The 13,786-nt window shown below is 63.2% G+C and carries 13 protein-coding genes; 9 read left to right on the top strand and 4 right to left on the bottom strand.

Going from position 1 to position 13,786, the window contains the following annotated elements; all coding sequences use genetic code 11:
• Position 1 precedes the first annotated feature (1 nt).
• Positions 2-856: a DUF2182 domain-containing protein gene (locus BLR92_RS11410; protein ID WP_245704186.1), complete on the top strand. Its 855-nt coding sequence runs from the start codon at positions 2-4 to the stop codon at positions 854-856.
• Between the two features lie 26 nt (positions 857-882).
• Here BLR92_RS11410 and BLR92_RS11405 read toward each other — a convergent pair whose 3' ends face one another.
• From BLR92_RS11405 to BLR92_RS11395, 3 genes are all read right to left on the bottom strand, one after another.
• On the bottom strand, positions 883-1,554 hold the full coding sequence (locus tag BLR92_RS11405) for a hypothetical protein (RefSeq protein WP_089728642.1): 672 nt from the start codon (positions 1,552-1,554) through the stop codon (positions 883-885).
• 233 nt (positions 1,555-1,787) lie between these two features.
• Positions 1,788-3,134 carry a uracil-xanthine permease family protein gene (locus BLR92_RS11400; RefSeq protein WP_089728640.1) on the bottom strand — a complete coding sequence of 449 codons (1,347 nt, stop codon included), beginning with the start codon at positions 3,132-3,134 and terminating at the stop codon, positions 1,788-1,790.
• Between the two features lie 69 nt (positions 3,135-3,203).
• Positions 3,204-4,559, bottom strand: coding sequence for an 8-oxoguanine deaminase (locus tag BLR92_RS11395; RefSeq protein ID WP_089728638.1), 1,356 nt, complete (start codon positions 4,557-4,559; stop codon positions 3,204-3,206).
• 265 nt (positions 4,560-4,824) lie between these two features.
• On the opposite strand from BLR92_RS11395, the gene BLR92_RS11390 reads away from it, so the two are divergent.
• The 8 genes from BLR92_RS11390 to BLR92_RS11355 all read left to right on the top strand — a co-directional run bounded on the left by BLR92_RS11390 (position 4,825) and on the right by BLR92_RS11355 (position 12,078).
• Positions 4,825-5,004 carry a hypothetical protein gene (locus BLR92_RS11390; protein ID WP_089728636.1) on the top strand — a complete coding sequence of 60 codons (180 nt, stop codon included), beginning with the start codon at positions 4,825-4,827 and terminating at the stop codon, positions 5,002-5,004.
• 72 nt (positions 5,005-5,076) lie between these two features.
• Positions 5,077-5,859, top strand: a complete 783-nt coding sequence (locus tag BLR92_RS11385; protein WP_089728634.1) for a helix-turn-helix transcriptional regulator — start codon at positions 5,077-5,079, stop codon at positions 5,857-5,859.
• A 128-nt stretch (positions 5,860-5,987) separates the two neighbouring features.
• Positions 5,988-6,860, top strand: coding sequence for an ABC transporter permease (locus BLR92_RS11380; RefSeq protein ID WP_089728632.1), 873 nt, complete (start codon positions 5,988-5,990; stop codon positions 6,858-6,860).
• 36 nt (positions 6,861-6,896) lie between these two features.
• A complete protein-coding gene (locus BLR92_RS11375; protein ID WP_089728630.1) occupies positions 6,897-7,685 on the top strand; it encodes an ABC transporter permease in 789 nt (262 codons plus the stop codon).
• 87 nt (positions 7,686-7,772) lie between these two features.
• On the top strand, positions 7,773-8,918 hold the full coding sequence (locus BLR92_RS11370) for an extracellular solute-binding protein (RefSeq protein WP_089728628.1): 1,146 nt from the start codon (positions 7,773-7,775) through the stop codon (positions 8,916-8,918).
• Between the two features lie 3 nt (positions 8,919-8,921).
• Positions 8,922-10,100 (top strand): ABC transporter ATP-binding protein, encoded by a 1,179-nt coding sequence (locus BLR92_RS11365; protein ID WP_089728626.1) that lies wholly within the window; start codon positions 8,922-8,924, stop codon positions 10,098-10,100.
• Complete coding sequence (locus tag BLR92_RS11360) at positions 10,097-11,128, top strand: histone deacetylase family protein (RefSeq protein WP_089728624.1); 1,032 nt, start codon at positions 10,097-10,099, stop codon at positions 11,126-11,128. Before BLR92_RS11365 ends, BLR92_RS11360 begins: the two co-directional genes overlap by 4 nt.
• 11 nt (positions 11,129-11,139) lie before the next feature.
• Positions 11,140-12,078, top strand: coding sequence for a bifunctional Delta(1)-pyrroline-2-carboxylate/Delta(1)-piperideine-2-carboxylate reductase (locus tag BLR92_RS11355; protein ID WP_089728622.1), 939 nt, complete (start codon positions 11,140-11,142; stop codon positions 12,076-12,078).
• A gap of 300 nt (positions 12,079-12,378) precedes the next feature.
• On the opposite strand, the gene bioA is transcribed toward BLR92_RS11355, so the two are convergent.
• Entirely contained in the window at positions 12,379-13,680 is a 1,302-nt protein-coding gene (gene bioA / locus BLR92_RS11350) for an adenosylmethionine--8-amino-7-oxononanoate transaminase (RefSeq protein ID WP_089728620.1), read from the bottom strand.
• Positions 13,681-13,786 lie beyond the last annotated feature (106 nt).

The following is a 13,786-nucleotide window of genomic DNA, read 5'->3' as shown; positions in this document are numbered from 1 at the left end:
AATGGCGCGCCGGATCAGCATGGTGCGTTGGCTGCGACACGTCGAGGATGAGGCGATGGGCACCACGGCAATAGAGAGGGTGTTGCGACACGACCGGGCGATCGTGGCCGGTGGATTGCTGGTCGTCGTCGCCCTGTGCTGGGCCTATCTGCTCAGCGGCGCGGGCGTCATGGGCGGGGTGAGCGACGCCTCGATGTCGATGGGTATGGATATGGGCGTGGAGGGCGCGTCATGGACGCCAGGGTACGCGCTGTTGATGCTGCTGATGTGGGTCGTGATGATGGCGGCGATGATGCTGCCCGGCGTGGCCCCGATGCTCCTGCTCTTCACCGCCATCACCGCCCGGCGCGGCGCTGGGCAGCGACGCACGATCGCCACGGGCGCATTCGCGCTGGGCTATATCGTGACCTGGGCGGTTTTCAGCTTGGCCGCCGTTGCCTTGCAGTTCGTGTTGGAGAGTACCGCCCTGTTATCGCCAATGATGCGCACGACCCATGCGGCCCTGGCCGGGGTGACGCTGATCGCCGCCGGCATTTACCAATGGACGCCGCTCAAGCGCGCCTGTCTTCAGCATTGCCGCTCGCCACTGGATTTCGTGCTGACGCATTGGCGAGAAGGCACGCGTGGCGCCTTCGAAATGGGCCTGCGACACGGGACTTACTGTGTCGGTTGCTGTTGGGCACTCATGTTGCTGTTGTTTGTCGTCGGCGTCATGAATCTTGCCTGGATCGCCGGGTTGGCCATTTTCGTGCTGGTGGAAAAATTCGCGCCTGCGGGGCCCTGGCTGGAGCGTGGCGTGGGAGTCGCGCTGATGGCTTGGGGGCTCGCGATCCTGGCGATGGCAGTTCACTTCTAGGCCGGGTCCGATGACCGGGTTTCGCGCTACCGGGAGGCCTGTAGCGGCTTGGCGCCCGTGGGGCCTTCGTCGGAGAGTGGCGTGGTACCCGCCAGATTCGCCGGTACCTTCAAGCTGTCGTAGAAGGTTTCCGCCTGGCTGTTGTCCAGTGTGGCCAATCCCATGCACATGCCTTGCAGGCCCGCGGGGGGCGATGGCCCCTCGGTCAATGCGGCATGTAGCTCGGGCATTTCCGATTCGCTGGCATAGTGTGCCAGCAGGAGCTTGGCCAGGTCGCCATCGTATTCCGACAGGTCGGCGGCGGCCTGTTGATAGGCCATGAGAAGGCCGAGCGGGGAGCGCTCTTGCGGTGTTTCCTTGCCCTGGTAGACGATGGTGACGGGGGGCTGCGGAGTGGCATCCAGGCTCTGCATGCCACCCAGCGCTAGCAGTACGCTTACACCCGAGGTCACTCCCGAGGCGGGGTGGGCAAACGCAGCCCCGGCGATGGCCAGGTTGAATACGGATTCGAACAGGCCCGAGCCTTGCGCGTGTTGTGTCTGGAGCGTCTCCAGATACATGGCCACTTCGGCGTTGTCCTTCCTGATCGCTTCGATGACGGCGTCTTGATCGGCGGCACTGACCTTGGACTGATAATCCATGCTGCTGCAGGCTTGCAGCGCGAGGGGCAGCGTCAGTAGGGCAAGGATCTTGTTCATGGCAAAGCAACCGTGCCTGTCAGGCATCGTCACGCGGGGGCTGACAATCAGCCGCCCAGAGTCGCCGGCCTCATGGCCCGCAAGATACCCCATTGTGAGACATGAAGTGATTTCCCATCGCTTGAATAACGATGAAAAACGCCCTTTTTAACGGGTTTTCAGGCTCGCGTCGGGTCGTCAACGAAACGGGCCCCGGCCGCTCGCGCGGTCGGGGCCCGTCACCGGAGCTTGGATCAGACGTCGTTGCGTAGCGGTTTCTCGCTCCTGGGCAGGATCAGATTCAGCACGATGGCGATGATCGCACCGGGAATCAGGCCGGATTCGATGATCGCCTGAACGTTTTCCGAATAGGCGGCATAGAGGCCTTCCTGGGCCGGCAGGCCGATGGCGGTAGCCAGTGACATGGCGATGATCAGCATGTTGCGCTTGTTGAACTCGATACCGCTGAGCATCTTGATGCCGGCGCTGGCGATCATACCGAACATGATCAGTACCGCGCCGCCGAGTACCGCGTTGGGAATGCCCGAAACCACGGCGCCGAGCTTGGGCAGCAACCCCGCGATGACCAGGAAGCCGCCACCGATGGCGACCACGAAGCGGCTGACCACGCCGGTCAGCGCGACGATACCGACGTTCTGACTGAAGCTGATTTGCGGATAGGCATTGAAGATGGCCGCGAACACGCTGGACAGGCCATCGGCCATCACGCCGCCAGAAAGCTCCTTTTGGGTGGGTTCGCGGTTCGCGCCGCCGACGGTGGTGCCGACGATATCACCGATCGATTCGGCGCAGGTCACAACAGCGAGCAGTACCACCGGCAGAATGGCGGCCAGATGGAACTCCAGACCGATGGCGAAGGGTATCGGTAGGGAGAACCAGTCGGCCGAGCCGACGGCGGAGAAATCCACGTAGCCGAAGGCCATCGCGGCGATGAAGCCGACCACCAGTCCCGCCAGCGGCGACATTTCCGACCAGATGCCGCGCCCGAACTGGTGCAGGCCCACGGTGACCACGAGCACCAGGCCGGCCAGCAGTAGATGGTGAAGCGAGCCGAAATCCGGCGCACCGAAGCCGCCGCCGACGTAGGCGAAGCCGACCGGCATCAGCAGGGTGCCGATCATGATCACGAAGGTGCCGGTGACCACCGGTGGGAACAGGAAACGCACGTAGGGCAGGAACAGCCCTACCAAGGCCATCGCCACGCCGCCGCAGAGCGCGGCGCCCAGTGCGGTGGGAACGCCCATGCCCACGGCGATGGGGATCAGCACCGGCACGAAGCCGAAACTGGTGCCCATGACGATCGGCAAGCGCGCACCGATCGGCCCGAGGCCCAGCGATTGCACCAGGGTGGCGACCCCGGCGACGAACATCGCCGCCTGGATCATCAGTGTGGTCTGCGCTTCCGAGAGGCCGGCGGCGCCGGCGATGATGATCGGCACCGTGACGTTGCTGACGAACATCGCCAACACGTGTTGGATGCCCAGGGGTATCGCCCGCCCCAGGGGCGGCATGGCGTTGACGTCATGGGTGCTGCGTACCCGCGCCGGGTTATCTTGCAGCTGTTCGGAAGTGCTCGGCATCGAGGCTCTCCTGGTTGTTGTTGTAACTACAGAGGAGGGCGGCGACGCCAACTGGCGCCATTGCCCGGTTTATAATGCTCGTCTTAATTGCCTGGCCGCGCTGTCGTGGCGAGCCATCAAGGCTTCGAGATCGATCTCGCAGGGCTGGCCGTCGGTGACCCGCCAGCGCCCGGCGACCATCACCCGGTCGGCGCGGTGGGCGCCACACAGCAGCAGTGCGGCCAATGGATTCTCAGCGCCCGAGAAGCGCGGCTCGTCGAGTTTGAATAGCGCGAGGTCGGCCTGCTGACCAGGCTCCAGGCCGCCGATGTCGTCGCGGCCCAGGCAGCGCGCGGAACCTTGCGTGGCCCAGCGGATCACCGCCTGATGGGTCACTTCGCTGGGCGAATAGCGTAGTCGCCCGAGCAGCAGTGCCTGGCGCATCTCTTCGGCGAGATTGGAGTGATCGTTGGAGGCCGAGCCATCGACGGCGAGCCCAACCGGCGCGCCGGCGGCTTCGAGTTCCAGCGTACGACACAACCCCGAGCCCAGCACCATGTTCGACGACGGGCAGTGCGCGATGCCGGTGCCGGCGCGACCGAGCCGGGCGATTTCGTCGTCGTTGAAATGGATGCCATGCGCCAGCCAGGTGCGATCGCTCAACCAGCCGTTCTCCTCGAGATAATCCAGCGGGCGCATGCCGAACAGCTTCTGGCAATAGGCGGTTTCGTCCTCGGTTTCGGCGAGGTGGGTATGCAGGCGCACGTCGTTGGTCTCGGCGAGCCGCGCGCTCTCGCGCATCAGTTCGCGACTGACCGAGAACGGTGAGCAGGGCGCCAGGGCGATGGTGGTCATGGCGCCGTCGCCGTGCTGGTGGTAGCGGTCGATCAGGCGCTGGCTGTCGTCGAGGATGGTGCGTTCGTCCTGAACCACCGATTGCGGTGGCAGGCCGCCATCGTCGCGCCCCACGCTCATCGAGCCGCGAGTCAGCGCGGCGCGCACGCCGAGGCGCTGGGCGGTTTCCACTTGCTGGTCGATGGCGTTGGTCAGGGCGCCGGAAAACACATAGTGGTGATCGGCCACGGTGGTGCAGCCCGACATCAGCAGCTCGACCATGGCCAGTTCGCTGGCCAGCGCCATCTGCTCCTCGTCGAGGTTGGCCCAGACGTCATACAGCGTGGTCAGCCAAGGGAACAATTCCTTGTTGAGTGCCGGTGAGTAGGCGCGGGTCAGTGTCTGGTAGAAGTGATGGTGGGTATTGACCAGCCCGGGCAACAGGACATGGTTCGATGCATCGAATGTCGTGTCGACCGCTTGGCTGGGCTGGCCACCGGTGGGGACCTTCTCGACGATGCGCGATCCTTTGATCACCACGCCGCCGGCGGCATCCGCATCGGCACAGGCCAGCGGGTTGCGGATCCACAGTGTGTTGCTTGTCTCGGCCATAGTGCTTTCTCCTCAGCAGTGTGAACGGCCACCTCCCTTCAAGGGTAAAGGGTTACCCACGCGACGTATTGGACTGTCGCCTGGTTCAGGTGCCTTGCTCTACATGCCGGAGATGGTTTTTGTGTACTGTTGTTGTATACCAAAATCTACGATTGTGGAGTCAGTTGTCAAGCCCCATCGCCGCTGTGAACCATCATACTTACGTCGCGAGTGCTTTTTCTCTATGCTGAGTATGGGAAAACCCATACGAAAAAAGGAAGGAACCATGACTCACTCACTGACGAGCGTCTTTCTACTATCGCTGATGGTGCTGTTCGCAACGGGTTGCAGCTATACGCCAGCGCGTATCCACCCGGAACCCATTATCGAGATCGACGATCACGATCACCGACATGGTCATGGTGAGTTTTGTCCGCCGGGTCAGGCCAAGAAAGGGCGCTGCTGAACTCGGCGATGGGCGGCGTGGTCAGCGTTAAGCTATTCTTGATGGATCGGTCCAACGGATAATAACAATGCCATGTCGTTCTTCAATTTACGTGCCTGCACGCTGGTGCAGGATTACGTCTCCCACGAGCATCCCTATCACCAGTTGATTCTGGCGACGTCGGGCACTACCGAACTGAGTATCGAGGGGCGTGGTGAACGCATCACCCGCGAGCGCGGTTGTCTGATCCCTTCCACCTATCATCACGATTACACCGGCGATGGTCGCAATCGCACGCTGGTTCTGGATGTGCCGCTGGTCAATCTCGGCTTGACGCCATATGCCGATGAAGTCAGTCGGTTATTCGAGCGGCCAAGTTTCTTCGCGGTGCCGCCCGAGTTGCACCAATTGGCGCAGGAAATGATGCAGCAGGTCGAAAATCGTCCGGCACTACAGGGGGAGATCGCCACGCTGATTCTCAAGGCGATTTATCTCAATCTGCATGACGACCGGCTGCTTCCAGCTCCTGGTGCAGTACGCCAAGGCAGCCCGCGCGAGCGGCTCGATCTGAAATGCATCGAACGCCATGTCGATGCTCACCTTCATCAGACGATTCATGTCGAGGATCTGGCCAGCCTGTGCGCGCTGAGTCCGGGTCATTTTCATGTGTGCTTTCGCGAGGCCACCGGTCTGACACCCCGGGCCTATGTGCAGCAACGCCGGTTGTTACACGCCGAGGCGCTGGTGCGCCACACCCAACTGCCGCTTGGGCGTATCGCCATTCAGGTGGGCTTTCACGATCAGGGCAGTTTTTCGCGTGCGTACCGCCGCGTCTTCTCGGCGACGCCATCGGCGCATCGGCGCGGGGTCATTTGATCGTCGCTGCTGGGTTGGCGTGGCGGGCTTCTCCCGAGGGTGGGGCAAAAACACCGTAGGCTCGGGCAAATCGTTTGCCTAAGGTCGTTCTACGCTGCAAGACAATCACTTTTTTATGTGGATTGCTTATGCAGGCCACGCCCCAAGGCGGCATCAAACCCTGGTTGTTGCTGAGTCCCGCGCTAACGGCGCTGTTCTTCCTGTTGATCATTCCCACCGCATTCGTCGCGGTGTATTCGCTATGGCTGAGCAGTGCCACTGGGCTCGCCACGCGCGAGTGGACGCTGAGCAACTGGACCTCGATGCTCGCCGATCCGTTCTATTGGGCGATCCTCTGGCAGACGCTGCGCATCGCCCTGGAGGGAACCATAGGCTGTGCCTTGATGGGGTATCCGGTGGCTTATTTCCTGGCGCGCTGCCGGTTGCGCAACAAGTCCTTTCTGGTGCTTTTGTTGCTGCTGCCGTTCTGGATCAGCTACATCATTCGCACGCTGTCGTGGATCAACATCCTCGGCGCCAACGGGCTGATCAATACCCTGCTCGAAGCGCTCGGTGCGATCGATGCGCCGTTGCAGATGCTCTACAACGAAGTCGCCGTGGTGCTGGGGCTGATTCACTACCTGCTGCCGTTCATGATTCTCAATATCTACGTGGTATTGGAAGGGCTCGACCGCAATATCGAAGCTTCGGCGGCTTCGCTCGGCGCGCCACCCTTTCGGGTTTTTCTCGAGGTCACCTTGCCGCTGTCGTTGCCCGGCCTGGCGGCGGGTGGGCTTCTGTGTTTCGTGCTCGGAGCGGGCACCTACGTGACGCCGATGATCCTCGGCGGTCCGCAGAACGCGATGTTCGCGACCTTGATCTACGACACCATCATCATCCAGCTCAACTGGCCGATGGGCGCGGCCATGTCGATGCTATTGCTGATGCTGCTGGGCGGTATCGTCATGCTCTACAACCGCTTTCTCGGTCTTGGCCAGATCTACAAGTCCCTGGCGGGGTGAAGCGACGCCCACGCGCTATAACGCAGGAGAACGCCAATGAACGATGGGTTGGGCTGGAGGTTGATTCGGCTATCGACCATCGCCGTTTATCTGTTCATGTTTCTGCCGATCGTCGCGGTGGTGGTGCTGTCGTTCAATCCGCAGCAGTTCGGCGGTTTTCCCATGGAGGGTGTCAGCCTGCGCTGGTATCGCGAGTTGGCCGAAAACCAGGCGATTCGCTCGGCGCTTTCCACTTCTCTGTGGCTCGGCCTGCAAACGGCGATCATCTCGTCGGTCATCGGCGTGTTGGCCAGCCTGGCGCTGATGCGCTTCCACTTTCGCGGCAAGCAGTGGATCAGCACGCTACTGGTCTCGCCGATCCTGATTCCCGAAGTGGTGCTGGGCGTGGCGCTGCTGCTGTTTCTGCGCTGGCTGTCGGTGCCGCGTTCCTATGCGTTGCTACTGCTCGGCCACGTGCTGATCACGCTGCCCTTCGTGGTACTGGTGGTGCAGGCGCGCCTGGCCGGCCTGCGTCGCGATTACGAAGAGGCCGCGCGCAGCCTGGGCGCCAATCCCGTGCAGACGTTTTTCACTGTCACCTTGCCGCTGATCATGCCGGCGGTGCTGGCGGGCATGGTGTTCGCCTTCACTATCTCGTTCGACGATATCACCGCCACGCTATTCTGGAAGTCGGCGGGCACCGAGACGGTGCCGACGCAGATCTTCGCCATGCTACGTAACTCGATCAGCCCGGAAATCAACGCACTCGGCAGCCTGATGATCGTTATCACCATCAGCCTGCCACTCATCGCCGGCGCTTTGGCAAGGCGCTTTGCGCGAGGTTGAGCACAAGCCCCGATATCACGACGGCGACGCCGTCAGCATCACCGCTGCGGAATGATAACCACAAAGGCAGTAACAGGGAGATGAACGATGAACGACAACCGCTATCAGCAATGGCTCGACGACTATCGTAACGGGCGGCTTTCTCGCCGACGCTTCGTGCAACTGCTGGGCCTCGGGGGCGCGGCACTGGGCTTGGCCGGTCCGCTGGCCATGCACTCCGGCCGTGCCTTCGCCATGGTCGACCAGGTGCGCTTCGACGGCTGGGGTGGCAGCGTCTCCGAGGCGTTGCGCGAGCATGCCTTCGACCCGTACACCCAGGCCACCGGCGTGCAGGTCGTCGACGGCACCTTCGCCGGGGTCGATGAGTTCTTCACTCGCGTGCGCACCAGCGCGCCGGGCACCTTCAACGTCTTCCATTCGAGTGGCGTATTCGATTATGTGCGCTACGTGGATGCCGAACTCGACGTGACCCTGGACGAGGCGAAGATCCCCAATCTGAAATTCGTCTTGCCGCGCCTGATGGAACCGTTTCGCAAGCTCTCCAACGGTGGACTCTCGGCGGTGCCCTACGATTACGGCACCACTGGCCTGGCCTATAACACCGAGGTCATCAGCGAGGACGAAATTCGCGAGAAGGGCGCCGGGATTCTGCTCGACGAGACCTACGCAGGCCGGCTCGGCGGTATCAGCGATTGGCGTACCCAGTGCTGGTATGGCGCGCTGATGACCGGCCAGGACCCCAATAACGTCGAGGATCTCGATGCCATGTGGAACGCCCTGCGCGAGCATCGCAAGTTGCTGCGCAAGTACTGGAGCTCGGGCGCCGAGCTGATGAGCCTGCTGTCGAGTGGCGAGATCGTCGCCACGCAGGGCTGGTCCGGACGAATCGCCACGCTGCAGAAGGAAGGGTTCCCGATCGGCTACTACGACCCGCCCAATACCTTCGCTTGGCAGGAGGCGATGTTCGTACTGCGTGGCAGCCCAATGCAGGCGGTGCATGAACTGCTCAACTTCATGCTCGAGCCGGAAGTCGCCATCGCCGTGGCCGAGGCCCAGGGTTACCCGCCGTCGCTTGACCCAACCCAGGTCGACCTGCCCGAGAGCGTGACGTCGTTGCCGGCGTTCGATCCGAATGGCGACCTGGCCGGGCGCACCTTCGCCGACCCGCGCTACTGGAATGGCGTGCAGCCGGAGTGGAGCAAGATGTTCAGCCGCATCGAGCGGGGGTTTTAAGCAATGAGCGAAGCGGCGGTCGAACTGCGCGGCATACACAAGCGCTATGGCGACGTGGTGGCGGTGGAAACCATCGACATGGCCGTGCAGTCCGGTGAGTTCCTGACCTTTCTGGGGCCTTCCGGTTGCGGCAAGACCACCACGCTGCGCATGATCGCCGGGCTGGAGAGCCCCAGCGCCGGCGATATCCTGATCAAGGGGCGGCGCGTCAACGACGTGCCGATTCACAAGCGCAACCTGGGCATCGTGTTTCAGAATTACGCGCTGTTTCCGCACCGCAGCGTGTATGACAACGTGGCCTTTGGGCTGCGTTATCGCAAATGCAGTAAGGACGAGATTCGCACGCGGGTGCGCGAGGCGCTGCGCCTGGTGCAACTCGAGGCGATGGAGGAGCGCTACCCGGCGGCGCTGTCGGGTGGCCAGCAACAGCGCGTGGCGCTGGCGCGAGCGATCGTCATCAACCCCGACCTGTTGCTGCTCGACGAGCCACTTTCGGCGCTGGACGCCAACCTGCGCGAAGACATGCGCCTGGAGCTGAAGCGCATCCAGCGCGAAACCGCCATCACCACGCTGTTCATCACCCACGATCAGTCCGAGGCGCTGGCGATGTCGGACCGCATCGCGGTGATGAGTAACGGGCGCGTCGAGCAACTCGATACGCCGCAGGTCGTCTACAACCGTCCGACATCGCGGTTCTGTGCCAATTTTCTCGGCAATGCCAACGTCATGGGCGGCCGCGTGGTCGGCGGTGAGCCGGGTGCATGGCGGGTCGACGCCGGTGGCCGCGAATGGTTGAGCGCATCCACGGATACCTGGCGCCAGGGTGAGAGCGTGGCGGTGATCGTGCGCGCCGAGCACTTCCAGTTGGACGTCTCGTCCGTCGACGGCGAGGTGGGCAATGCGCTTCAGGCACGCATCGAGACGGTGGATTACCTGGGCATGTCGGCGCGCTACATCATTCGCCCGGAGCAGGGCGAGACGCTGGAGCTGATTCATGGCGTACATCATCAACCGTTGCAGGCCGGCACCTGGGTGCGGGTGTGGATGCCGGCCGACGATGTGATTCTACTGCCGCCCGGCGATGTCACTGCATTAGCGCCCAACGATGCGGCCAGATTGTCACCCGAGGATGCGACCAGGCTGCCGCCCGAAGATGCGGCCGTAGGCAAGGGGGCATCATGAGACTGTTCTATCATCCCGATCAGGCGCGTCATGCGCCGACTAGTTTCCTGCTGCGCGGCGCCCCGGCGCCGTCGCCGGAACGCCCGGAGCGCGCCGAGCGTCTTGGCGCGGCACTAGGCGCTATGGGCTTGCACCTCGAGGCGCCGGAGTCGAGCGACAGCCCCGTGCTGCGAGAACGCCTGGCGCGCATCCATACGCCGCGCTACCTGGCGTTTCTCGAAACCATCCATGCGCGCTGGCAGGCGATGCCCGGCGCCGCCGAGCTGGTCGCACCCAACGTGCACCCCACCGGCGGCGGGCATCATTATCCGCGTCATCCCATCGGCCAGGCCGGTTGGCACCTGCACGACATGGCCTGCCCGATCGGCGCCGATAGCTTCGCCGGTATTCTGGCAAGTGCGGCGAGTGCCGAAGCCGCCGCCGAGGCGGTCATCCAGGGTGAATCCTCGACCTATGCGCTGTGTCGGCCGCCAGGCCACCATGCCGGGCCGGAGCGGGCCGGCGGTTTTTGTTTTCTCAACAACTCGGCGCTGGCCGCCAGCGTATTGCGCGAGCGCTTCGCGCGGGTCGCCATCGTCGATGTCGATCTGCACCACGGCAACGGCACCCAGGATATTTTCTATGCGCGAGGCGACGTCTGGACCGGCTCGCTGCACGTCGATCCCGCCGATTTCTATCCGTTTTTCTGGGGTGGCGCGGGCGAGACCGGCGTAGGCGCCGGGCAGGGCGCCAACGTCAACGTGCCGTTGGCGCTGGGCAGCGACGGCCTGCGTTTCCTGGATGGCCTCGAACGCCTGCTGACCGCGCTGGAAGGGTTCGAGCCGCAGGCACTGGTCATCGCGCTGGGGCTCGACGCCCACAAGGACGACCCGTTGGCCGGATTGGCGCTCGAAACCGACGATTTCGAGCGCATCGGTAATCGCCTGGCGCGGCTCGATCTGCCCTGTGTGCTGATCCAGGAAGGCGGTTATCCCACCGAGAGCCTGGGTAACAACCTCGCCGCGTTCATGCGTGGCTTCATTCGATAAGGAATTCGATCGTGCGTATTGTCTCAGCCGAGGAAGTCGCCCATTCGCTACCCTGGGTAGCGCTGGTCGAGCGTATCGGGCGCTGTTTCCGCGATGGCGTCGAGGCACCGCCGCGCCATCATCACGCGATGCACCGTCACGATGGCGAGGCCACCATGCTGCTGATGCCAGCCTGGGAGGCGCGCGGTTATATCGGCATGAAAATGGTCAATGTATTTCCGCAGAATGCCGAGCATGGCTTGCCGGCGATTTCGGGAGTCTATCTGCTCTGCGAGGGCGAGCATGGCCAACCGCTGGCGTGCATCGAGGGCAGCGAACTGACCCGGCGGCGCACGGCCGCGGCCTCGGCGCTGGCGGCGTGGGAATTGGCCCGCGAAGATGCCGAGACGTTGCTGGTCGTGGGAACCGGCAAGCTGGCTCCGATGTTGATCGAGGCGCACGCCGCGGTTCGCCCGATCCGCCGGGTGCGCATCTGGGGGCGTAACGGGGCCAAGGCGACGCGCCTGGCGGCCGATTATGCCGAGTCGTTCGATTGCGCGGCGGTCGAGAACCTGGGTCGCGCCGTGGGCGAGGCGGATATCGTCAGTTGCGCGACGCTTTCCAGCGAGCCGCTGGTGCGTGGCGAGTGGCTGCGCCCCGGCACCCACTTGGATTTGGTCGGCGCCTTTCGGCCCACGATGCGTGAAAGCGACGCCGCTTGCCTGACGCGGGGCGAGGTGTTCGTCGATACCTACGCCGGCGCGCGTGGCGAGGCCGGCGACATTCATCAAGCCATCGACGAGGGCGCGTTTCGTTTCGAGCAGGTTCGCGCCGAATTGGCCGAGCTGCTGCGCGGCGAGCACGCCGGGCGCTCCAGCGACGAGGCGATCACCGTCTTCAAGTCGGTGGGGGCGTCGTTGGAGGATCTGGCCGCCGCCATCGAGGTGTGGGAGCGGCTCGAGAGCGCATGACGACAAATAAAGACGCCACGGGAACCTCTCCCCGTGGCGTAAGTAATCGCTCTCCCTGGGCAGCGTCCCGCTGCCTCGACCCGTGGGTCGTTCCTTTGGCGCCTCCTGCGCCATTGGCCTTTCCCCCTCTTTTCTCACGTGCTCCTGCCCTGTGCTCTGAACGACATTATCCGTTGTCTCGAGGGGCGGGCCAGCGACTGCCCGTTGTCGCGGTGCCATTCCCACTTACCACCATGGCGTTGGGCGGTTGCAGTGCGGTGACTGTTTGATGAAGAAACGATGGCTGACTTGAGGATTCTCTCAGCGCTGAAACCAGGCCTTCATGACTTCGGTGATCCGACGCATTTCGCCCGGCGTGGTGATATAAGCCGGCATGGTATATAGCCAACGCCCGAAGGGGCGCAACCATACGCCGCGCTCGCGTGCGAAGGCTTGCACGCCTTCGAGCGTAGTGGCATCGATGACTTCGATCACCGCGGTAGCGCCGAGCACGCGCACATCGGCGATAAGTGGATCGCTGCCCAGCGCCTCGTCGCCGAGTAGCTCGTGGCGAAGAATCTCGCTGAGCGTGGCGATCTTGCCAAGATAGTCTTCATCCTCGAATACCGACAAGCTTTTCAGCGCCACTCGGCAGGCCAGTGGGTTGCCCATGAAGGTTGGGCCGTGCATGAAGGCGCGATCGGCGTGGTCGCTGAGAAAGGCTTCGAAGACGCTTGTGGTGGCAAGCGTTGCGGCGTGGCCGAGATAGCCGCCGGTCAGCCCCTTGGAGAGCACCATGATGTCCGGCGTGACCCCGGCATGCTCGGCGGCGAACAGCTTGCCGGTGCGGCCGAACCCGGTCGCCACCTCATCGAACACCAGCAGCACGTCGAACTCGTCGCAGAGCTCTCGCGCTGCGCGTACATAGTGCGGCGAGGTCATGTTGAGGCCGCCGGCGGCCTGTAACAACGGCTCCATCAGCAGCGCGGCGATCTCGTGATGATGGCGCTCGAACATTCGGCGCAGCGCGGCGATATCCGCCTCGACCGCTTCACGCGGGGCATCGAAAGGCGCGGTGGGCGCGGGGGCGAAAGGATGCTCGGGCAGAAAACCGCTGAATAGCGAATGCATGCCTTCTTCGGGGTCACACACCGCCATGCAACCCGTGGTATCGCCATGGTAGGCGCGCATCAACGAGAGCATGCGATGTTTGCCCGGTTTGCCACGTTGCACCTGATATTGCACGGCCATCTTCATCGCCACTTCCATGCCCACCGAGCCGCTATCGGAATAGAACACGTGATTCAGCCCTTCGGGCGTGATGCGCACCAGGGCATCGGCAAGGCGTTGGGCCGGGTCGTGGGTCAAGCCGCCGAGCATCACATGGCATAACCGATCAGCCTGATCCTTGAGTGCTGCGACCAGGCGTGGGTGCCCATAGCCGTGGATCATGCACCACCAGGAACAGGTGGCATCGAGCAGGCGCTCGTTGCCTTCCAGGTGCAGCCAGGCGCCTTTTCCGCCGACGACTTTGGGCGCGGGCGCCTGAGTCTGCATTTGGGCATAAGGGTGCCATAGAGAGCGGTGCCACAAAGAGCGATGATGCGGTGCAGGGTGGGACATCCGTGAGTGCTCCGATCTGTAAACCATGGCAATGGTATCAGGTTGACAAGGGCGGTGCAGATTGGTGTTTCACTGAAACCGAGGACTCTCCAAACATGCTGCTCTT

The organism is Modicisalibacter muralis, from assembly GCF_900102945.1.
Taxonomy (GTDB): domain Bacteria; phylum Pseudomonadota; class Gammaproteobacteria; order Pseudomonadales; family Halomonadaceae; genus Modicisalibacter; species Modicisalibacter muralis.
Note: the sequence above shows the minus strand (reverse complement) of the source record. Positions and strands in the feature narration are given on the sequence as shown.